The organism is Gracilibacillus alcaliphilus (genome assembly GCF_016909015.1).
GTDB classification, from domain to species: Bacteria; Bacillota; Bacilli; order Bacillales; family Amphibacillaceae; genus Gracilibacillus; species Gracilibacillus alcaliphilus.
Genome location: NZ_JAFBFA010000052.1, coordinates 1 through 22782 on the forward strand (window position 1 = coordinate 1; position 22782 = coordinate 22782).

Sequence of the window (22782 nt, forward strand, 5' to 3'; positions counted from 1 at the left end):
ACTCTCTATACTACCAAGGGGGATTCTTTTCTGTAAAATTGATTCTACGCTCATTTCCCCTCATATTTCTTCATTACAGGAATGCTTTCTATTGTACTAATCACATTATATACAACATAATGTTAAATGTAAATAACTAATCCACCAATTTGTTGAATTAAAAGTTTTGATCTTCTTCTACTTGTATAATTTGTTTAGATAGAAGATAAAGAAGGAGTCAGGCTATGTCCACATTTGGTGAACGACTGAGAGATATTCGAGAAGAAGCTGGATATGAAAAACAAGAAGATGTAGCGAAACTGCTCAATATGTCCACAACTGGGTATGGTTATTATGAGACCGGCAAGAGAGAACCATCGTTAAACACCTTGAAGAAGATAGCAGACATATTAGAAGTATCAACCGACTATTTATTAGAGCGTATAGATACACCACACCTTCCTATTAGTTATCCTGTTACGAATGAAATCTCACTGAGTGAAGAGGAGTTATTAATCGTGAAGGAAATGCAGAAATCACTATTTAATAAGATAAGTGATCACCCCGAAGAGAATGTGAAACGCATAGAGCAGTTTTGGGATTTTATAGAGAATGAAAATAAATAAGACCCTAGAGGAGTTTTCCGCTAGGGTCTTGTTTAATTGGAAGATCATTTAAAATAGTTTGTTGGTTAATCCAATGCAGTCTTTAATAATGAAGAAAGAGGATTAAAGAACAAAACAAATATTAACCTCATGATTAGGTAATAAAGAGCCACTTCCACAAACAAATTATTGTATTTACTTCCTTGAAGGGTGAAAATATAACTATTCCATACTTTATGGATATATTTTCAAGAATAGGAAGTGAGCAAAGCATGACAAAAATGCAAAAGAATAAACCCTATCGTATCACTGCCAATACTCTGGCCATTCTGCCGAAGTTTGATATCGAATATGCTTCGACGATTATTGAAATGAGTGATCAGCTAGTGAGGAAAGAGAAACCTATAGACATTATTAAGGAGAATTGTCTGCACTATGGAGCCAGTTATGAAGGAAGAAGAGCATCTATTATCTATCATCTGGATTTTCAGCAAAAAACGCCGATTCCAATTAGTCCAGAACAAGAGATATACAGCTTCCCGAGTAAATCGCCCGCTGCTGAGGATTGCAGCTGGCTGTTTGTTCATGGGATTACGGAAATTAAAGAAGAGAGAGGGCTGACAGCAGTTTATCTGGTAAATGGAGAGAAGTTAGTTACTGGTATTTCTGTACATATTTTGAGAGAGCAGTGGCGGAGGGCTGGGGTTTGTCAGCTGATGCTGAGATTGGACTCTTTCTAATTTTCAGCACTAAAAGTGAAGTTTTTTGATTCCATCTACATCAATTGCTGCCATGTACAAGCTGCTTCCATGACCGCTGGAAAAGGGCATTGCCCTGCCAAAGACCATAGAAGCAGCTTGTTGATAAAAGGTAAGCAGTTAACAAGTTTAATAAACCTGTTCAAGCTCTGCTTATTTCTCAAACTGGTAATCTATTAAAAGCCGGCAGGCTGACCAAGGATCAATAAGAACCTTCAAAATATTTCTTTTTAAATGATCTCATCATTTTCTGGAATTTCCTCTCCATTCATAAATGCTTCAAAAGAGCCAATTGGTGCAAAATCAATATGAATGGTTGAATAATCATTCTTGTACCGCCAAAGTCTGACAGAGTCTGTTCCCTTCTTTTGAAGCCATTCACGAGTAACCAGTATACGTTCCTTTAAACCTAGTACATCTACTAACAGCCATTGACCTAATGCAGATTGACCGTATCGTTTGCCATTTTCATCATATTCAGTATTACTTCCGGATTGTAAACTTTTCATATTGCTTTGAGTGACAAGAGACGGAATTTTCTTTCCATTAGGTAATTGCAAATGAAAACGAACTTGCGGCTTGTCATTTTTATCTCCTTTAAAGGCTTTTTGCTGTTTTTCAAATTCAAAAATATTTTCCGTAAAGAAATCCGGATGTTTTCTATGAAATTCCCTTGGAATCGGTATATATACTTCATTCAGCGGCCGCAAGGTATTGCTCCCTTTATTTTTCGGTTTTGCATTCCAAGCGTTTAGTCCTGATCTCTCGCTGACTTGTTTATCTCGATATGAGTATAAAGGAAGATACACTTCAACAATATCCACTTCTTTTTCAACTTTGAACTTATCCATAAATTCAAAATAGGCTTTCATCAAAAAATCAAACGGGTCATCAATGATGTTTACGTCGAATTCATTTAATATCAGAGTATCTCTTTTCTTTGAGTCAAAATGCTGCCAAATCTGAGAATCTCCAAATGTATACTTATAGTTTTTCATCCCGTCAGACCATGCAAATGCTGTTTGTGTAAGTTTAAAATCTTTCAAATTATTCAGGTCTACTAACGGATATGCACTTTCTTGTAATACAAAACGCCCCTCATCCCGAGTTACATAATGATAAATATTTTTTTCCTCCGAAAGCCCTAAGCGTTCATAGTCACTTCTCATTCTTTCATTTTTAATTTCGGAAATTTTATATGCTAAATCAGCCTCTTTTCCAGTTCCAATAAACTGATTTATCTCATCTTTATACCGTTTTAATTGCATTACCTTTTGATAGGATGGTTTAGTGTTCATCCATGTTTTTAAACCTATTCCAATGCGGTCCTCTCCAAAAACAGAAAGTACGTCATGAGGTGTATTTCCAATATCAACATTCTCCCCATTAAATACGCGGGCATAAATTGTTTCTTGAAATTTTGAATCTAAATATGGAATTAAGTTACCATGTTTTTGCCGGAACAAGTTTGATAAAGCACCATAAACTTGTAAAAACTGAATATATTCTTTTCTCTCTTCAGTTGAATACCTTTCCCAAATGGACATCTTTTTCACCTGCTAGTCATAAGTATTTATCTTGGGTACAGCAAACAAGGGCAGCAATTTACCAACTCAAACAATATTTCTTTATCATTCAACAGTCACAACACTGTAAAATCTCATATCGAATGCTTTTTTAATTAGCTGCGATAATATTGGTAATTTATAACCATAAGAAACAGATTTTCTGTTTTCCGAACCATTTGCTGTATTGTAATTGAGTATATCATTTTTCTTACAGAATTTCATTTAACAGTAAAGCAGTTAAGTCTATGTAATTATGCAGAACTAGTTTTCATAAAAACAGGGCTGAAAAACCTATTACATACACATATATAATTCTTTCAATGGAATTATACGGACGCCAAAAAAGAAGAGGTGAAGTTCCTCTTCCTTTTTGGGAGTCAGCTTAATCAAAACATAGCTGACAGCTGCTCGTATTCTGCTGTTTCCTTTTTATCCTTTGCTTTCCCTTCTTCTAAAACTTTTAACAAGTTAGCAGCAATTCTTTGCACAACAGGAACACTGACTGCATTTCCTGCTTGCTTATATATATGACTTTTTGCCATTTCCTCTGGAATTTTATACCCTTTATCCACCGGGAAACCTTGAAATTTCAATGCTTCTTTCGGTGTTAACTTTCTAAATCCCCATTCATCAATAATTAACGGAACATTGTGTCCGCCAGTACCCATATTTGCTGTTAAGGTTGGGCATACATTACTTTGGTTCTCTCTCATATAAACTCTGCGCAATTGATAGACCGTATCAAACCTCTTCATTGATTCTTTTATCATTGGATAATACTGACTTTCTTCACTATAGTAATATCTCTCATCCTGTTTATCGTTTCTATCTAATATATTATCAATTGTTTTTGTTAAGTTCAGCTTCCCCGGCCATTCAAAAGACTGCAATTGCTGCTCATCCCTAAATCCTACAATAAATATCCGCTCTCGATTCTGAGGAATATTTCCATATTCCATTGTATTCATTATCTTACTGTCAATGAAATATCCGCTGTCTCGCAGCATCTCTTGAATTACTCTAAATGTATTTCCCTTATCATGCCCTCTTAGATTCTTAACGTTCTCTAAAAAAACAGCTTTCGGCTTTTTTGCACGTATAAAACGTATTACATCAAAAAACAGAGTTCCCCGCGGATCTTTTGCCTCAGTACTGCCGTTACACTCAGGGCATTGTGCACCATTGATATATTCATTATATGTCACGCTGTGCTCATGTCCGCATTCCTTACACATATATGTCATTCCATGCCTGTTTCCGGCAACACTAAAAGCAACACACGGCCAGCCTGCAGTAATTATATCCACATTAGGCATTTCATATTCTTGCAGGTTCCTCACATCATCTTCAATCAATGTGTGGTTAAAATTTAAACGATAAGTTTGACATGCATACTTATCGAATTCATTAGCCCAAACTACTTTTGCACCTGCTTGTTCAAAACCTTTATCTATTCCTCCGATACCTGCGAACAAACTCGCAACGGTAAAAGTCATTTTTCACGCCTCCCAATAAAGAACGTTTGTTCTTATTAAACCAATTATATCACTTTACTGTTATTTTGTCATTTTAAATATTCAAAATCAGCAAAGAAACCTTATTCTTCTGCTCTGGAATAAAGATAAGACATATCTGCTTTCCTCAACGTAATTAAGTAACTAATACAGGTTCTGTATACTTTTTTTACTGATTTTCAACCTGATGAGGAAGAAGCATACAATTCACTATACAGTTATACAGGTTTACAGTTTTAGTTTATCAGAAACTCATGAATTTGGCTAAGAAGGAGTAAATTTTTTCTGTAATTTTCAGCAAAAAAATGTGCAGCTTTCTCATGCTGTTATAAAAAATACGTATTTTTTCTTATTATTTTAAATTCTATTAGTTCTGAAATTATCAGATTTTAATAATTATAGCTACTTATTTCCGAATAAACTGCTTGTTCTATTATCTTGTTTAAAAAGGGCAAACCAGTATAGTTAGAATTTATAACGAAATAATCATGCCTGTTTTACTTAAAAAATAAGAAAATACTAATAACTAAAAGGAACTAGTCCTTAGAAATCATAAAAATTGATATAATTTCTATAAATGCAAGCAATATATGTTGAATTTTGTCACGAAATATTGGAAAATTATACTTAGAATAGAAAAATTGCTAATTACTAATGGAGATAGACTCCCATTATCCTAACTTCTGCAATTAATATATCTGCTGGTAATTAGTTAAAAAGGAGTGCAGCCGATGGAGATTCCACAACTAAAAAGAGATAGAATTGTGCAGTACCTGCAAAAACTAACTAATGATGAAATGGATAAAGAAGAGAAAATCGACTGGGATTATATAAAGCATTTAAAACATCCAGAAATTCCATTGAAGCTTCACTTAAATATATTAGGCACTTCATCAACTTTAGAAGAAGGAACAAGCGAGGAAGAATATTTATATGTGTTTGAGGAATTTAAGGAGCTAAACCAATTAAAAAAAGCGAAATTTATTTCAACAACAAGTGCTGGCCTTGCTGCTGAAAACTCAATTAACGATTTGAAACTGGAAGATCGCAGCGGATCAAACTGGCGTAAATATAAACTGCATCTCGAACAAAATAATGGCTGGTCTGATAAATCCATAGCAGAATTAAGCCGAGCTACTGAATGGATTCTGCAGCAATTAAATCTTAAAAACAATTCTTTTGAAGACATAAGAAAAGGACTTGTTCTTGGAAATGTACAATCAGGGAAAACTGCCAGCATGGCAGGTTTAATGGCTGCAGCCAGTGATCATGGTTTTAATTTCTTTATAATCGTCAGCGGCATGATGGACAATTTAAAATCGCAAACTGAAGATAGATTGCTGAACGACTTAAACAGCAATGAAAGAATACAAGGTTCCAATTGGACTAACATTAAAAATATCCATAACAAAAATCGCAGCCATCATCTTAGTGAACTGGATGTCAGTGATAGAATTACAAATAATAATATATACTTTACTGTTCTTCTCAAAAATGTCAGTCATTTAAAAGGATTGATAACCTGGCTGAAAAAGGATGAAGAAAGATTAGGCAAACTTAAAGTCTTGATTATTGATGATGAATCTGATCAAGCTGGTATCAACACAAAAGAAATGAGTACTAAATCAGATCAAAAAGAATTCGATAGATCAACTATTAATAAAAATCTCATTAATATTGTTCATTTGGAACATAACGGTAAATCCTATGGTGCTATGAACTATGTAGCTTACACAGCAACACCCTATGCCAATATATTAAATGAAAATGAACCGGAGAGCCTATTTCCTCATCACTTTATATACAGCTTAAAACCGTCTCCTTTATATATTGGTCCAAAACAAATATACGGCATTCCAGCAGATACGGACAAAGATCAAAGTTTAGATATTATCAATTTAATTGATGATGATGATCTGATTGAGCTACGTTCTGTTCAAGCTTGCTATAAACTTCCATATACATTGGAAAAAGCATTGATATGGTTCCAAATAGGATTAGCTATACTTAGAACGCATGATTTTAAAAAGCCATTATCCATGCTGATACATACATCTCAGAAAATCAATGATCACGAAGCAATTAAATATCTTATAGAAAAGTGGTTTACAGATACTTCTAAGGAGCAATTTCTCAAAAAATGTGAATCCGTTTTTATAGAGGAAAAAAACAGAGTCACAGCAGAGACTTTTTTAGATATATTACCAGACTATGAACTAGATATAAAAGTAAATCCTTCCATAATAGAATTTAACGAAATAAAGCCCGAATTAGAATATATCTATGATAAATCAATAGATACAATCAAATTATTCGGGGAAGATAAGGTTTTTTCGGAAAGTATGCATCTATGTGTGGATAACAGCAAAAATAATACTGTCATAGATAACAAAAGTTACCGGCTTGCTTATCCGAATAAACAACAGCTGGCGGATATGAAAAAAGCACCTGGTTTTATCGTAATTGGAGGCAGTACTTTATCAAGAGGACTGACTCTTGAAGGATTAATATCAACATACTTTATAAGAACAACTAAAATTGCTGACACACTTATGCAAATGGGAAGATGGTTCGGATATCGAATCGGTTATGAATTGCTGCCAAGAATCTGGATGTCTAGTATAAGTTTAGAAAGATTTAGATTTCTGGTTGAAATTGATGAAGACTTGAGAGAAAGTATCAAAGAATTTGCAAAATTAAATAAAACACCTCGTGAATACGGCATTAAAGTTATCAATTCTCCTGATAACAGATTTATGCAGATCACGGGGGCGAATAGAGCACAATCAGCTAAAGAAGCAGAAATAGATTTTACAGGGTACAAACCCCAAGATATTAATTTCACAAATAACAAGGAGAAATTGAAACAAAATATACAATTAACAGAAGCATTTCTTTCAAATCTAGGCAATTCAGAAAATAACTTTAATAATAATGGTGTTTTCTGGAGAGGAATAACTATCAGTCAAATCTTCGATAACTACTTGTTGAAGGGCTTTTACTTTAACAAAAGAACAGCAGCCTTTAATAATTTAGAAAGTATTAAAGATTGGTGTTCGCTTAATAAGTTTAATACTTGGAATGTAGCAGTGGCAGGTAAAATTAAACAAGCAGACACCGCGGAAACCTGGAAAGTAGATAATAAATATCTTACTAAAGCAAACCGCTCGGTAAAAGGAGACATTATAAAAGACGAAAACGGACAAGAAATAGTTTCAATCGGGGTTTTAAGAAATCCTAATGATTATATTATAGACTTTGACAGTAAACCGCAGCTTGCTGATAAGAATTTATCAAATGAAAAGATTAGAAACCATTCTGCACAAAAGGAGACACCATTATTAGTTATTTACAGATTAAATAAATACTATGAACCTGCAAATTCTAATAATAGACAAAGTTTAAATTTTGATGAAGATATAATTGGTATCTCATTAATTATACCTGGGGACAATGCTGTCCCCCGCGGAAAATATTTAACAATAAACCCTGTGCATGTGATCGACGATCTAGAAGGAGAAGAATAACATGGATATAGAAATTCTGCAGAATGACCGAATGGCGCAAGATGGACATTCCATCTTGCGGTCATTGCAAAATGATTCATTACATCCGCTCGATTTATTAGTACGCGAATTTACTCAAAATAGTTTAGATGCAAGTATAGACCCTGCAGAAGGAATCAAAATTAATGTAGATACCGGCAGTTTTATTAAAAATGACCTGCTGAAGGAGATTAATGGATTTAATACCCAATTTGCAGCACTGTACAATAAAGATGAATATAAGTATTTGTCACTAAGTGATAAAAAAACATCAGGACTGACTGGGGAAATAATCTTTGATGAAATTGACAACGATCAATTAGGGAATCTGACAAAGCTGGTTTATTTATTGGGTGCTAATCAGGAAAAAAAAGGCGCCGGAGGATCATGGGGGCTTGGGAAAACAATATATTTTCGATTGGGTATGGGCTTAGTTATATATTATTCTCGTATAAAAACCCAAAACAATCGATATGAAGAACGGTTGGTAGCTCATATGGTGGAAGACCAAAAGTCGAAGAATAATTATGTATTAGAAAAAGGCAGAGGGATTGCATTTTGGGGAGAGAAATATAACGATACTAATACAAAACCAATTACAGATGCAAACTATATTCGTGATTTTCTGAATATATTTAATTTGCAGCCATATAAAGAGAATGAAACTGGAACCCGAATTATTATTCCTTTTATTGATGATAAGACATTAATGTCAAACTTAGAGGGTAAAACCAAATTGATTTTTAATGAATATGGGCATTTTTCCATAGAATCCTATTTAGAAAATGCTTTTAAGCGATGGTATATCTCTAAGTTAGATAACCACCGCAATCAAGTGAAAAATCCTATTGAATTATCAATTAACAATAGTTTAGTTCAATATAATTCTTTTGAGAATATCTACAAGATACTGCAGGATTTATATATTGCGGGAAATAAGGATTTCTCGAACAAAACTGATAAAGTAAAAGGAGAACTCTCTAAAGTTGATATAAACCTTAAACGAATTGATATAAGGCAGCCTGGAACTGTTCCTTCGGGTAATCTAGTTTATACAGTTATATCAGAAGAAAAATCAGAGACTAAATTCAAGCCCCCTTCGCGGGAATTACTGGGTTTTTACAGTGAAACGGAAGAGGATGAAAATATAGAATCAAAAAATATACTTTTTACGTACTTAAGGAATCCTGGAATGGCAATTAGATACGAAGATTTTGGGCAGTGGACCAAAAATATTGAACTTTCAAATAAAAATGAAAGATTAATTGCAATGTTTGTTCCTAACAGCACTGCCGTACTTAAAGATACAAAACATAATCTAATTGATACCATGGAAGATTATTTAAGAAGCTGTGAAAAAGCAGACCACAGCGAATGGGTTGATATCACACTTCCTAATATTCAGCCTACCGTTGTTAAAAGGATCAAACATCAAGTTAATACTTTTCTAAAAAAAGAAATGAGCGACTCAGAACTAAAAGGAGCGGCTGGAAGCTCTACCATTGGCAGAGTAATAGGTAATAGATTTATGCCGCCTATGACAATAGGGAAATCACCAAAACGCAGTGAAAACGATAATAACAGCAGGAAATTTCATCATACTACAGCTAAATTAAATTTTGACATTACAGAAATCAAACAAAGGGAAAGTTTGTTAGATATTGCATTCGTATTAACTCCCACTGTACAAACAAAAGAAAAGTTTGAGGCTGCAGTCTTTTTAGAAGTCGCATCAGAGATAAACAAAGTGAGCTGTGAATCATGGGAAAAGGATCTTGAGAAAAAATTTCCCTTTGAAATTAGTGAATTTGAGGTTGAAGGGGAGCAGAATATCATTGCATTGGAATCTGCAAAATACAATAGTGTTTATGGATTCAAAGTCAAAGATTTGTCAGTACACGATTCATTAACTGGCAGTTTAACAGTTAATTTTTTAAATGACGGATTCAGACCAAGTATTGGTTTCGAAGGAATCAAGCAAAAGGGGAACTAATTTATGAATAATGCATTAGTAAAGGAATTAGATACAGATCTAATTAATAAAATCGGCTATGCTTACGGAGATAAGGAGTTTTCTTTTTATTATGATGGTGAGAAAGTGACACTTGAGAATAATGAAGAAGATTTTAATGACGAGATAAATAAGCAAGAATTTGTTTTTAGTTTCGATTCTCAATGGAATCCTTCTATCCATAATCTGATAATTAATTATTCTTTTATTATCAATAATCCTAACTTCCTTTTTGGCAGTAATGCTCTTACACACGAGGACAACTCTTTAGGCATTGCCCTATTGTGGAAAAGCAGGGATTCTCGTCATACTAGTCTCAAACGAATTGGAACCATTGATAATAGCACTTCATCGCAGGTCTTTAACATAAATATTGATTTTGATCCTGGTATTTTTAGAGGTACGGTGGAATTTAACATCGTTATATACCTTGCTTCTGCATATAACAAAAGTAACTTACTGCAAAACAATGAAGAAGGTGCTTTATTAGGCACTCTTGAAAAATTTCTAATACATTTGGATGGTGATGGGGCGGAATTTCCCATGCAAGAATTTAATGACAAAGAGGGCCCCCTTTGGAAAACAGAAATATATATAAGCGATCCATTTATGGATTTATTTAATACTGATAATTTTTGCTTATATATCAATAAAGCACACAAAAGGTATAAAGAATTAGGTATAGGCAAAAAAATCAATTTCAGCAGGCTCTTAATAGAAATAATATCTAGTTCCTTCGAACAATTAATCTATACATTAAAGTCCAACGGAATGCTAGATGAAATTTTAGAGAAAGAAAGTGACCCAGGAACTATTGCTAATGTAATTAAATACTATTTTGAAGAATATGAATGGGACGCCTCTGATACATCTAAATTATCTTCAACAATTAGAGAATCATTCGAAAGCAGGGTGTAATTATGACAGCAGCTGTTAAAAGCATGACAAAAATTAATGCTAAAAAATTTTTCGACTCTCTAAACGAGCAGAAATTAGTGAATTATGATGTTAAAGATTTAAATTCAGACATTGCAAGAGAGCTTACTAAAAAATTTGAAGATGTAAAAGAAGCAGTTGGGGATATAAGTAAAAATACATATCAATTTGATTTGTTATTTGGACTCGAATTATATGAATTATTGAATAATAAATACAACTTTACGGTTAGAGATTCCTCTAACCTGCAAATATGGTATGCACTGCAATTATTAGAAGTTCCTCATATTGTTTATGCCAGATGGGGGTTAAATGAGGAGAGATTTGTAAAAATATCCAGACGTATATACTTATGGACGCTTTGGTGGTATATCCATATTTCTTGGCAGGGCAACAGAAGCAGTACTTATGAAGTGTTAAAGGACAACAATACAGACACAATACAACAGATGGTAGAACGTCCTGGAAAAAGCGGCTATAGAATAGAAGTATACAGAAAGGTTATGTATTACTATCATAAATACACAAAGGAAATACACAGCAGAGACTTGCTCAGAAAAGCAATGAAACTGCACACGATTAAATGTAAAAATATAGAACCAGCACTATATCACGGGGGAATTGATCAATATGCCGAAGACTTATTCACCTACTTCATTGAAACTTAAATTACCTGGAATTATTGATTTATTCTCAGGCTGCGGAGGGTTGGCATTAGGTTTTCAAATGGCTGGTTTTAAGATAAGAAGCGGACTGGAGCTGGATAAAAATGCTTCTGAAGTCGCTTCTTATAATTTACATTGGAAGATTGGAAGTAATCATAGTCATATAACAGATGACATAACTTTGCTGGAAGCTGATAATTTCTATAATCATATTGATAAAAATGAGAATTTTATAGTGATAGGAGGCCCGCCATGCCAGGCTTATTCTAAAATAGGAAGAGCTAAGCTCAACTCATTAGGCGAAAACCGCAGACCTGAAAATGATGTAAGAGGGAAATTATATGAAAACTTTTTAGATTATGCCTTGAATATAGAAGCAAATGCCATTGTGATGGAAAATGTACCAGAGGCTGTTGACTATGACGGGGTTAATATTCCCGAAACAGTCTGTAAAATACTTGAGGAAAATGGGTATGAGGCAAAATGGACAATTTTGAATGCGGCAAATTTCGGAGTCCCTCAGACAAGAGAAAGATTATTTGTAATGGCTGTTAAGAAATCTATTGGACAACTAAAGTATTTCCCTGTACCTAGTCATAGACCTTACAGTGAAAAAGCTGATACGGTCAACAAACTTTGGCTGCAGTCAAAAATTAAAAATCAAAAATATTACGAGGCCCCAATATCACCAGAAGATTCTTTACCTTACTGGATCACAGTCGGGGAAGCTATAAGTGATCTGCCTGCCTTATTTCTTGATCACAATCAAAAATATAAAAACAATAAACCAATGGTACTAAAGAGTTACGAATTTGAACCTCAAAATGACTTTCAGGCGCTGATGAGAAGCAATAATCAGTTAAACAAGGTAACTGGTCATATGTTTAGAAATACTAAGCGTGACTTTCCTATCTTTGCTCAAATGAAGGAAGGAGATAATTATCTTTCTGCGCATAAAATTGCAATGACTTTATTGAGAGAAGAAATGAGGAGACAAGGAATACTTGAATCAGATACAGAAAAAGCTGCAGAGCTAAAAAGGAAAATAGTCCCTCCTTATTCCACCGAGAAATTTTTAGGGAAATGGAAGAAGCTTTCATTAACAAAACCGTCACACACCTTGGTTGCCCATCTTAGTACAGACACTTACAGCCATTTACATCCAGTTGAGCCAAGAGGTATTTCTGTAAGAGAGGCTGCCAGACTGCAAAGCTTTCCAGATGACTTTATATTCAACTGCAGTATGGGAGCTGCATTTAAACAAATTGGAAACGCAGTACCTCCCCTCTTATCAAAAGCCATTGCCTTGGCAATGATTAAAAATATGGAAGGTGATCAATAATGAATTATGCCAAAATTATTAGAGATACATACACACTCTCTAATCACAATTTAAGTAATTATTTCCGTATGGATTCTGTAAACAATCAAACCTTGCTTTATAAGACGCATAATAATTTTGGTGTAGTTATTATGGCAGATCAAAACATAAGATTAAATGAAAAATTCAATCAGTTAAACTTTTATACGAACGAAGGAACACTTAACGGAGAAATGGTCAACTTGCTGCATTTAACATTAAATTCTTTGGACTATTTTGAACAATTTATTATAATTGCAGCAGATTTTATTGAATTATCTAAAAGAACAACTCTAAAAGAAAATCCATTGGAATGGTGGAATCATTGGAAAGAACTGATAGGAAATGCTGTTGTAGAGAAATCCACTTACAGCATTCTTGCTGAATTACTGGTTTTAAATTATTTACAAAAAAATCACAGTTCAAATACACCAAAATGGCTAGGTTATACCGGCGGTACATATGATATACATACAAAAAACAAAAATATTGAAGTGAAAGCCTCCATAAATAAATTTGATACTAATATCACTATATCAAACCAGTATCAATTAAATACAGAATTGATCAATGACTTTTATGTACTTGGCTTTGAGGCCTCTGCTAATGATAATGGTATTTCTATTGATGATGCTGTATCGGAATTAAGCACCAGCGGATATCCTTTAAAAGATATTGAAACAGGACTTCAAGTTCATGATCTTCCGGCAGACGCCTCAGCAAGACGTGAGAAGTACATATTATTATCATGCAAAAAGTATAATCTTCAAGAAGCTATACCAGATGAGGTAAAACAATCCATGGACAAGTTTTTTGATTTTGACATTGTAAGAAAGGTCAATGCGGAGTTAGATTTAGCTAATATAGAGCATGAAAAGATTGATTTACTTTCGGTATAAATTAGTCTTAGGATTTATTATTATGTAACAAATATATTAAATTAGTGAAAAGTCTATTGCACTTGATGTTATTGAAAATTTATTAATAACTTATTAAAAATGCTGAGTTTCTCTGTCTTGGTACTTATTGGTTATGTCGAAAAAAGACTTAGCTGTCTGGAAATCAACTAATGGAGTTACTCATTTATGGAATAGAGACACAGTGCAGTTGCTTGCCATTGACTGTAACGGCTGAAACATACTCTGCAGACGTTGGACAGAGATCGAGGAGGCGCTTGTGAATACCTTAGAATCGACTTGTTGTCCGTATTATTATGTTATGCCTTTTAGATATTATTTAAGCCATACCTGCAATAATAGTTCTACAGCACTGACAAAAGTTAAATCAATGGAGGCAGACTGCTAAATTTGAATCAGCTAAAGCAAACAGCTGTTCAAAATGTCGCTCTGCTGCCCCATTATGTTCGCAACACTTTTTAAAGAAATCTAGATACGTGTTTATTGTAGATTCCTCTTTTGATTTTTTTCTAAGATGAATATTTTTTTATTCTTACTCATAATTGCGATAAAACCTCGAGAAAATGGGGAAAATTAAAATAAGGCTGCAAATGCTGTCTATCCCCTCGTGGTTATGAATTATATATTCAGGAATGATGAAAAAGGAGGTATTTATATGGCTGATAATCTCACGGCAGAACAAAGAAGAAAGAACATGCAGGCCATAAGGTCTCAATCAAAACTAGAAGAAATTGTAACAAAAGAATTATGGAACAGAGGAATCAGATTTCGCAGAAATGTTAAAGACTTAAAAGGAAAACCAGATATTGCTATAAAGAAGTATAAATTAGTTATTTTTATAGATTCTTGTTTTTGGCATGTATGTCCTATACATGCCAATATCCCAAAGAGCAATGAAACATACTGGAAAGAGAAATTATCTAGAAATCAAAAAAGGGATAAAGAAGTTACTGAGTACTATCTTGAGAAAGAATGGAATATTAAAAGGATTTGGGAACATGAGATTAAAAATGACTTTGACAAAGTTATTTTTGAATTAGAAGAGTTTATTAATAAAGTGAAAAACACCCTGTAATGATTATTTTGTATAACAAGGAATTTCATTGAAGAACTATTTATGTTCACCTATGACAACATTAATTTAAAATGAAGTGAATATAACATTACCAAGTTTAACTCCAAAAACACAAACTATGATTGTTTATGATAATTAAATTCATGCAGTAAATGATCTATAGATATCGCTTTACATATTGATAGACTGAGCAGCAAGCTCCTTCAAATGATAAGGTCCCAGCCTGGTAATTGGAGTAAATAGGAATGAAAGTCTGTAGTTCAAAGCAAAACGAAAGCTTCTCTAAGTAAGAACTTATGTAATTTTGTAAAATTTAAAAGGATTGAACCTGCATTCCTGAAATTTGTAACGAGGGCCTTGATCAAAATTCTTTGTTTTCAAGGGGCTTGAAGCTTTTCATTATACACTCTAGAAATCTCGGTTATAAATATCTAATAGGTAGACACAAAAACAAATAACATTACAATCTGCCTAACAATAGATTAATTGAAAGTATAATAGGTAATTCAAAGCAAGGTGGAGAATAGCAGAAGTGGTAATTGAAGCCCAAAGATCAATCTAGCTATAAAAAATAATTAAATTTATAGTTTAGAATACTAGATAGCTATTTCATAGAAAGGAATAGCTAAGAATGAAATAAGGGGATGGCTTAATGAGCTCAAAGTGGTATCCAGAGTTAGTAGAAATAATAGAAGATTCATTAATTGTATATGATACTTGTTCACTATTAAATGTCTATAGGTATTCATTAGTTAACAGTAAAAGAATATTGGAATATTTTAAAAAATATGAAGATAATATTTGGCTGCCCTATCAAGTCAAAAAAGAATTTAATACAAATAAACATAAGGTAAAAAGTCCTAACTTATATAAGAATTTAGATAAAAGCCTAATTACACTCGTGAATAATAAACATGAGGAACTTTTAGTTGAATTATCTGTCTATGAAAAGAGAGGATTCTCAAAATTTCCAGAATTACAAGATCAACTCAAAAGTAAATTCGAAGAAATGAATGATATCATTAAACATTTTAAGCAAGATATAATGGATGAAATTGGTGTTTACAAAGAATTCATTGAGGCGGCAGATGAATATTTAGATAATCTATTAGGAAGTGATAAGGTAAGTGAAGAGATAAGTTCAGTTGATTTGTTAGAAATTATAAAAGAAGGTGAGCTTAGATATAAATATAAAATCCCTCCAGGATATGAAGACGAAGGGAAAGAAAAAGGTATAAATAAATTTGGTGATTTAATTATTTGGAAAGAAATAATTAATAAGGCAATAAATAGTGATGTGGTGAATATTATCTTTGTAACAAATGATACAAAGAAAGACTGGTTCCTTAAGAATTCACAAAATGTGATTGAAGAACCAAGAAAAGAACTGATTTCCGAATTTAAACATTATAACAATGGGAAGAATGTGATTATCATTCCATTTCAAGATTTTATTGAAGAAGTTTCAGACCCCTCAGACCCGTCTCGCAGAGAACTTTTATTGGAACTTAGAATGAGTAATTTGATAAAACGGCTACCGTTTGACGCTTTTATGCAATTGGCAGAAAACGAAATTCAGTCTATAGATATCAATGATGTTGTAAAAAAGCTTATACACTCTACTAGTGATGCGGATAAAATATACATTAATAATATTATAGAAATTTCTACTCCCACAGTTGAAAATGTTATTTTAAATCCCAATGGGATTAGCATTAAGGAAAGTGAAATTATTTATTATATTAATGCAGTTGCGGAGTGCGACTTCTCTACAATTTCTTCTAACTCCAGCATATTATCATATGGAAGTATTCATTCCGATATAGTATTAAACATTGAGCTAAAAAGAAAGTTAACAGAAGATGAAAAAACTTTCATCGATAAATTCAAAGATAATTATTCTGATTTTATAACTATAGCTCATTATACTGCCGAAACAGCAAAGTACATTTGGGGAAATGATGATGACTATGACCCTAATATATCTATTGAGACATATACAACTTGTCCTAGTTGTTACTGCAATATAAGCAATATTAATGATGCTGGGGATGGCTTTTGTATAAATTGCTCAGAATCATAGGGGGATATTTAATAAAATACAAATAAAGTATAAATTTTTCGATTATATCCAATGAAATGTACTGCCTTTGATATATTAATTACCACCAATTAACACATAGTGTATCAGTTGACAACAAGACTTTTTATCACTTAAATAGCCACATCAAAGCTACTACCCTTGACATGCCTCTACTAAGTTATCAGCTATGATACGCTATGTGTGCGAATAGGGACAATAAGGCTTGTTTTCCTCATCCCACAATAAATCGGAAACAACGTCAAGGATGGCTGGGTCATTGCCGTCTCAGGATTAAAATGGCTAAATATTATCTTCTTGCAATACTCAATTTAGAAGAAATGAAATTATTATTTATAGGAGGAAAGGATATTAGTCTAAGGAAAATTTAGACACTTTGTTATGGACTATAACAAAATTCTCGACTTGATTAAATTCACTTAAAATAGAATAGTGTATATTACCAATATAAAATCATAGATAATATGATTAATTGTTTAATTTTCTGTTTGTTGTCTCAGCCCACACTTTACTTTGTTTGAGTATATCCATTATATATTTCCCTTGCATCTCAGAAAATTTTGGAGGAAACGCATTACCAATCATTTGCGCCAAGCTAACCTTTTTCGTTACTGAAAACTGGTAGTTTTGTGGAAAAGTTTGTAGTAATGCAGCCTCTCTTGCAGTTATACTACGGTTTTCTTCAGGATGCAAAAAACGTCCTTTTGAAGGATTCATACATCCCCCTGTAATAGTTGACGATACCTTATCCCAGCTTAACCTACCATAAACATCGGAGTATCCAATATTTTCCTTTTTGTGGCACTCTAGCCAATACTTTTTTGGAAGTTCTTTTCTGCTTCCGCCATCCCTAGGAATCATAGAGATTATTTTTTCTATTTTTTTACTATGGGATGAATGTATTTTATGAAAAGGATCATCACTTTCTTTAGGTTTAGGCAGATGAAATATGAAATCCCTCACAGTTTTCGTAGGTAAATTAATTTTATCAGGTATTTGAATTAATTGTAATTTGGATCCTAATAAAACAAGCCTTTTTCTTCTTTGGGGAACCCCATAATCTGCAATATCTACGACTCTGTAATCTATAAAGTAACCTAGAGACTTTAATTCGTCAACAACCCATTTAAATTTTTCATAATTTCTTAATCCGGGGACATTTTCCATCATAATGAAGTCGGGAAGTATTTCTTTTATAACTCTATAAAATTCAAGAATAAGCTCGTTCCTCTCATCATCATAACCTTTTTTTTGGAGATTCCCTATTTTTGAAAAACCTTGACAGGGTGGACACCCCGCAATTAAATCGATTTTATTCCCTTGTACTGATTCAAGGATTTCTTGATGGTTTACTTTCTTAATATCTTTATTAATCATTATTGTTTCACTATGATTTAATTTATAGGTTTTTGAAGTTTCTTCATCTATTTCTACTGCTACTCTCACATCAAATCCAGCTTGTTTTAATCCTTCAGACAATCCCCCACATCCTGAGAACAAATCAACAGCTACAGGTCTCACTAATACCACCTTCCTATTGAACAGTTTCAAAATTAGTTAGATTAAGAATTGATTGTAAAATTGATTGTACCATTTCTTTATTTATGTTCTCTTCTTTTGATAACCAATGTGTTATAAGCATATCGTGTAAAGAATCAATATGATTTTCTTTAACATCAGCCGTAAATATTTTTTTGCAAGATTCATATATCCTATCTTTAAATTCAGACAACATACATACTTCGTCGTAATCAACCTGATTAATAAATCTGCTTCTCATAAAACTATCATCCCAAATTAATTGTTCAGGTGTTTGACAAGGTAAATAGAAAACGCGTTTACTGTAATAATCAAGATATCGAATTTGGGCTTCAATAATTTGGTCATCTCGCTTACTTCCTTGGCCGCCATCTTTTTGAAACGAAACCCAGCTTCCCGTAATTTCCTTTATTTTTCCTGCTAAAAAGGATATATTCTCGTTCTCCCTACTCAAAGTTTTTACATCAAATTCTTGATCGGTCCTTTTTTGATCACCATCAAAAATGACGAAATTCCTAGTATTATTTAATTCAGAATAATATTTAATATAATTACTTTTTATATAATCCGCACCGCCAGGTGTATATATCACATGTACATCACTTATATCCATGGTCATTAACACTCTATCAATTATCTTTTTAGCTAGTTTATCCTCAACATGAATATTTGTTTTTTCATACTTCATTCCAAGAAAGCTAAATGCCTCACTCGGATAACACTCATCAAAAATGTCAATCTTCTTCGTATCCAGATTTTTTGAAAATCTCTTAATTGCTTCTTTGGGCAAATTCTCTGTTAATACTGGTGAATGTGTGGCTATAATAACTTGATGTTTTTTAGTTCTGATCTGTTGCAATAAAAATGTTAAGAGTTGTTTTTGCGCTCCTGGATGAAGTGACACTTCAGGTTCATCAAGAAGTATCAAACTACCTGGAGGGGTATTCAGGATTCTATGTACCAAACTAGTTACTGCTATTTCACCACTGCCAGCATGAGCTTCAGAATAAGTAAAAGAGTCTTTTTTCAACAAAACTGATGTACCCCATCCGCCAAACAATTTATGTTCAATAATCTTTCCTTCAATATACTCCTCTTGCAAAATAAATGAAATTGCCTCGATCTCCTCTGAACTCATGTTGTATACAGGACGATTTTGTTCCTGTTTTCTAATTTTTCTTTCTAGTCCATTTGAAATTATGTTATTTAGCTGCAGTGATTTTCTCCTAAGGTAGTCCTGTTTTGATTTTGCTTTTAAATTCTCAACAGTTCCAAAATAGAAAAATTTATCAAAAGCACTTAATTCCCCTCTAAAATCTAGATAGACTCTTGATTTTTCTATAAGTTTCGGCCTTCCAGTTACTGACATATTCATATTATACTTTTTTCTCGGTCGACTAGTTTCCCAGTAATCTGGCTGACCTTTTCTAGGCATCCTTACATATAAAACCTCAGTTTTTTTACCCGCTTTAGTATATTCATAAAAATAACTGTGTCGTTCATCTTCTTCACCAAATTCTTCAATTGGATCAATCACTGTTGAAAACCAATAATCTCCTATATTATGACCTTTTGGAGCCCCGTATAAAGCCTGCAAAGCTGAACTTTTCCCAGACCCATTTTTCCCAACAAAAATAGTTAAAGGAAAGGTAAAATTTATCTCACTAAAAAATGTATAATTTTTAAAGTATGGAAAAACAAGTTTTGTTATATAATTATCATATACATTTCTCTCCTTCATCTGATTAATGTCAGAAATTAAATGTTCTTTAGAATGCATACATTCACCACCAAATTAACTTTATCTAGGCTCTGCTAGAAAATAATACAAAAAAGAGAGCCCCTCATGTACAATGCAAGTACCTAAACCATATAATAAGGAATTTCTCATGAATAAGAATACCACGTCCTTTATGCTAATTCAAAACTTACTTTTAGAAACAGAACCTCAGGGTATTTTAGCAGAGTTTCATTACACAGATATAGCTCAAAAAAGCATAGTTTCTACAATGATCTCCTATTTGAGGCAGGGACAACAAATAAATAGAGAAGTCTGCGTCATGTGGCCGATGTAGCCTTATACCTGTGAAACACTGTTGCCATAGGCAGGCTTATCATGGAGAACGCTCTAGCAGTAAACTACATGTCAGTTTGATAGATGAAACGGCAGGTCTCGAACATGATAGACCAATTGGAATACAACTGGAAGGCAAACACTTTATCTTTGTTTGTGATCGTGCCTATTTCACTGTTGACAAGATTACAGCTACAATGATACATATACTACTTTTTTTAGTAGTACTTTAACGAAATTCATATGGAAACTTAATGGTATCTTGTATTCCTTCTTAAATGTTTGATGAAGCTCAATATCATCAGAAGAATCTTCTATAAACATGTATAATTGATTTAAAGCATTATATGCTTCATTAATTTCTGGATACTCTCTATTTACAGTTACTTCTTGCTCTTCCTCATCAACAAGGAGTCTCTCTTCATGCTTTAATCTCCTAACACCATCCCAAACATCATAGTCGGTTTGTATATTAGGTCTAAATACTCCACCTTTAATTTGGTAAAACAAAGCACTAATAACTTCCCTTGATAATGGACTTAAAGCAGCCTTTGCTTCATCCACTAATTCTTCTAATTGTTCCCATGAATCCATATTAGATTTCTTTATTTCTATTACATCACTGGGGTCTTTAGCAATCTCTAGTTTACCACAGTATTCTTCAAGTTTATCAATTTTTTGTCTATCTCTCTGACTCTTTTCTACTAATAAAATCACTTCATTTTTTAATGATTCATATTCCTTTACAGAAACATTCTTAGGTGATTCAATCTTATTAATAAGAGTATCTAATTGACTTTTAAATTCTTCACCATACTTATTAAATAAAGATATTGCAAATTCATATCCAGATTTTCGTAATTCATCAGCAAAGATATCTATGTCCTCAAGTCTTATAACTTGCCTAGCCTTTAATGGTGTACTCTCCAATGTATCAAACTTTAACGGTGGTACAATGATAGGGATAATCTTTTTATCCATAGCCCATGCCGCTCCAAGCTCTGCCATACAGAAGTTACTATTTAAGAAATTTGGTGTAATGAGTAAAATTATAATTTCAGCATTGTTAATATTTACTTTTATATGTTCAGTAAATGAATCACCACTTGGTATATCCCCATTGTTATAAGTAATACAGTATATCTTTTCATTCCTTATATCCATGCCCAGTCTAATAAATCTAACAAATCCATCTACTAACGGTTTGTCAGCAGAAGCATGACTTATAAATATTTCTTTTGTCAAATTCCTTTCCTCCAATCATACTCTTGTAACTGCTAAACTGCTTAACGGTTATACTAACTTCACTATTAAATAAACATGTATATTCATCTAACTAAATACCTAGTATAAACCCATCCATTCTTCTCTTCTTGATAAGCATTTATATATATAACCAAACTCCAATTCCTTTTTTTTGCAATTATAATTACTGGACTATTTTCTTCAATCAAACCTATTCTATTACTACTTCTTTTATTTGATTCATAAACCGGCAGCTTTTTTTCTGTTACCCTAACTCTATTTATAAGTCTTTCTTCTAAGTTATATTCTTGAGATAATTCAGATTTAATATATTTTGAATTAGCCCTAGTATCAGCACTTTTAAAATTCATCTCATAAAAAATTTTACTTTTTATGACATCTTGCACAACTGGTGCAATTACAAAAATATAAACACTGATAATTATTTTAAATATTAGAAATATTAAAGGTTTTGCTTTTTTTAATTTTTGAGGAGCATTTAATAGTTTTTCTGCCCATTTATTTAATACTTCCCATAACTTAGAAGGGTTATCATTTATTTTTTCAAAAACTTCATCGTATTCATATTTTTCATCATATTCATATTTAATTATATCTTCATCTGTTTCAAAATTTTTAACTTCATAAGCTTTTATTAGCTCTTTATAATTATTTAAAAACGAATCAGGTATTCCCAATTCAACTGCTTCTGCTAGTCTTTTATTTAATCCAGTAAATTGTAATGAAACTTGTTTAATGGTTTCTGCTGGAACAGCATTTAATTTTCTTATCCCTCCTAACAAACTTTCATCATATAATGTTGATATAGAAGAAATGCTGGGTTCCATTGATCGTATACCCTCCATAATACTTTCTGTTGAAACAGCATT

At 32.7% G+C, this 22782-nt stretch carries 16 protein-coding genes; 10 read left to right on the forward strand and 6 right to left on the reverse strand.

All coding sequences use genetic code 11. The annotated features are described in order from the left end of the window. The first annotated feature begins 224 nt into the window (after positions 1-224). Positions 225-605: a helix-turn-helix domain-containing protein gene (locus JOD18_RS22820; RefSeq protein ID WP_204671657.1), complete on the forward strand. Its 381-nt coding sequence runs from the start codon at positions 225-227 to the stop codon at positions 603-605. A gap of 251 nt (positions 606-856) precedes the next feature. Then, on the forward strand, positions 857-1324 hold the full coding sequence (locus JOD18_RS22825) for a competence protein ComK (RefSeq protein WP_204671659.1): 468 nt from the start codon (positions 857-859) through the stop codon (positions 1322-1324). Between the two features lie 248 nt (positions 1325-1572). Here the strand turns inward: JOD18_RS22825 and JOD18_RS22830 are convergent, their stop codons facing one another. After that, positions 1573-2889 carry a phospholipase D-like domain-containing protein gene (locus JOD18_RS22830; RefSeq protein ID WP_204671661.1) on the reverse strand — a complete coding sequence of 439 codons (1317 nt, stop codon included), beginning with the start codon at positions 2887-2889 and terminating at the stop codon, positions 1573-1575. Positions 2890-3296: 407 nt separating this feature from the next. Further along, positions 3297-4406, reverse strand: a complete 1110-nt coding sequence (gene dcm, locus JOD18_RS22835) for a DNA (cytosine-5-)-methyltransferase (RefSeq protein ID WP_204671663.1) — start codon at positions 4404-4406, stop codon at positions 3297-3299. Between the two features lie 749 nt (positions 4407-5155). Between dcm and JOD18_RS22840 the strand changes: the two genes are divergently transcribed. From JOD18_RS22840 to JOD18_RS22875, 8 genes are all read left to right on the forward strand, one after another. Beyond that, entirely contained in the window at positions 5156-7951 is a 2796-nt protein-coding gene (locus JOD18_RS22840; RefSeq protein WP_204671665.1) for a Z1 domain-containing protein, read from the forward strand. Between the two features lies 1 nt (position 7952). Further along, positions 7953-9962, forward strand: a complete 2010-nt coding sequence (locus JOD18_RS22845; RefSeq protein WP_204671667.1) for a hypothetical protein — start codon at positions 7953-7955, stop codon at positions 9960-9962. A gap of 3 nt (positions 9963-9965) precedes the next feature. Further along, a complete protein-coding gene (locus JOD18_RS22850; protein ID WP_204671670.1) occupies positions 9966-10898 on the forward strand; it encodes a hypothetical protein in 933 nt (310 codons plus the stop codon). Positions 10899-10900: 2 nt separating this feature from the next. Then, positions 10901-11584, forward strand: coding sequence for a DUF6339 family protein (locus tag JOD18_RS22855; protein WP_204671671.1), 684 nt, complete (start codon positions 10901-10903; stop codon positions 11582-11584). Further along, positions 11547-12923: a DNA cytosine methyltransferase gene (locus tag JOD18_RS22860; RefSeq protein ID WP_204671682.1), complete on the forward strand. Its 1377-nt coding sequence runs from the start codon at positions 11547-11549 to the stop codon at positions 12921-12923. The genes JOD18_RS22855 and JOD18_RS22860 overlap by 38 nt, the downstream gene beginning before the upstream one ends. Continuing rightward, entirely contained in the window at positions 12923-13840 is a 918-nt protein-coding gene (locus tag JOD18_RS22865; protein WP_204671673.1) for a PD-(D/E)XK motif protein, read from the forward strand. Before JOD18_RS22860 ends, JOD18_RS22865 begins: the two co-directional genes overlap by 1 nt. A 673-nt stretch (positions 13841-14513) precedes the next feature. Next, positions 14514-14933: a very short patch repair endonuclease gene (locus tag JOD18_RS22870; RefSeq protein WP_204671675.1), complete on the forward strand. Its 420-nt coding sequence runs from the start codon at positions 14514-14516 to the stop codon at positions 14931-14933. A 652-nt stretch (positions 14934-15585) separates the two neighbouring features. Beyond that, positions 15586-17016 carry a PIN-like domain-containing protein gene (locus JOD18_RS22875; RefSeq protein WP_204671677.1) on the forward strand — a complete coding sequence of 477 codons (1431 nt, stop codon included), beginning with the start codon at positions 15586-15588 and terminating at the stop codon, positions 17014-17016. A gap of 486 nt (positions 17017-17502) precedes the next feature. On the opposite strand, the gene JOD18_RS22880 is transcribed toward JOD18_RS22875, so the two are convergent. The 4 genes from JOD18_RS22880 to JOD18_RS22895 all read right to left on the reverse strand — a co-directional run. Continuing rightward, on the reverse strand, positions 17503-18555 hold the full coding sequence (locus JOD18_RS22880) for a DNA cytosine methyltransferase (RefSeq protein ID WP_338029603.1): 1053 nt from the start codon (positions 18553-18555) through the stop codon (positions 17503-17505). A 13-nt stretch (positions 18556-18568) separates the two neighbouring features. Further along, positions 18569-20353 carry an ATP-dependent nuclease gene (locus tag JOD18_RS22885; protein ID WP_204671680.1) on the reverse strand — a complete coding sequence of 595 codons (1785 nt, stop codon included), beginning with the start codon at positions 20351-20353 and terminating at the stop codon, positions 18569-18571. Between the two features lie 486 nt (positions 20354-20839). Next, complete coding sequence (locus tag JOD18_RS22890) at positions 20840-21892, reverse strand: toll/interleukin-1 receptor domain-containing protein (RefSeq protein WP_204671681.1); 1053 nt, start codon at positions 21890-21892, stop codon at positions 20840-20842. Between the two features lie 83 nt (positions 21893-21975). Continuing rightward, positions 21976-22782: SH3 domain-containing protein (locus JOD18_RS22895; RefSeq protein WP_476702447.1), on the reverse strand; the 807-nt coding region annotated here is incomplete at its 5' end.

What these genes read in the sequence shown, in the direction of transcription:
- JOD18_RS22840 (WP_204671665.1), top strand. Translation starts at nt 5,156, where the DNA reads ATGGAGATTCCACAACTAAAAAGAGATAGAATTGTGCAGTACCTGCAA.
- JOD18_RS22870 (WP_204671675.1), top strand. Translation starts at nt 14,514, where the DNA reads ATGGCTGATAATCTCACGGCAGAACAAAGAAGAAAGAACATGCAGGCC.
- JOD18_RS22860 (WP_204671682.1), top strand. Translation starts at nt 11,547, where the DNA reads ATGCCGAAGACTTATTCACCTACTTCATTGAAACTTAAATTACCTGGA.
- dcm (WP_204671663.1), bottom strand. Translation starts at nt 4,406, where the DNA reads ATGACTTTTACCGTTGCGAGTTTGTTCGCAGGTATCGGAGGAATAGAT.
- JOD18_RS22830 (WP_204671661.1), bottom strand. Translation starts at nt 2,889, where the DNA reads ATGTCCATTTGGGAAAGGTATTCAACTGAAGAGAGAAAAGAATATATT.
- JOD18_RS22875 (WP_204671677.1), top strand. Translation starts at nt 15,586, where the DNA reads ATGAGCTCAAAGTGGTATCCAGAGTTAGTAGAAATAATAGAAGATTCA.
- JOD18_RS22855 (WP_204671671.1), top strand. Translation starts at nt 10,901, where the DNA reads ATGACAGCAGCTGTTAAAAGCATGACAAAAATTAATGCTAAAAAATTT.
- JOD18_RS22885 (WP_204671680.1), bottom strand. Translation starts at nt 20,353, where the DNA reads ATGCATTCTAAAGAACATTTAATTTCTGACATTAATCAGATGAAGGAG.
- JOD18_RS22820 (WP_204671657.1), top strand. Translation starts at nt 225, where the DNA reads ATGTCCACATTTGGTGAACGACTGAGAGATATTCGAGAAGAAGCTGGA.
- JOD18_RS22845 (WP_204671667.1), top strand. Translation starts at nt 7,953, where the DNA reads ATGGATATAGAAATTCTGCAGAATGACCGAATGGCGCAAGATGGACAT.
- JOD18_RS22825 (WP_204671659.1), top strand. Translation starts at nt 857, where the DNA reads ATGACAAAAATGCAAAAGAATAAACCCTATCGTATCACTGCCAATACT.
- JOD18_RS22850 (WP_204671670.1), top strand. Translation starts at nt 9,966, where the DNA reads ATGAATAATGCATTAGTAAAGGAATTAGATACAGATCTAATTAATAAA.
- JOD18_RS22865 (WP_204671673.1), top strand. Translation starts at nt 12,923, where the DNA reads ATGAATTATGCCAAAATTATTAGAGATACATACACACTCTCTAATCAC.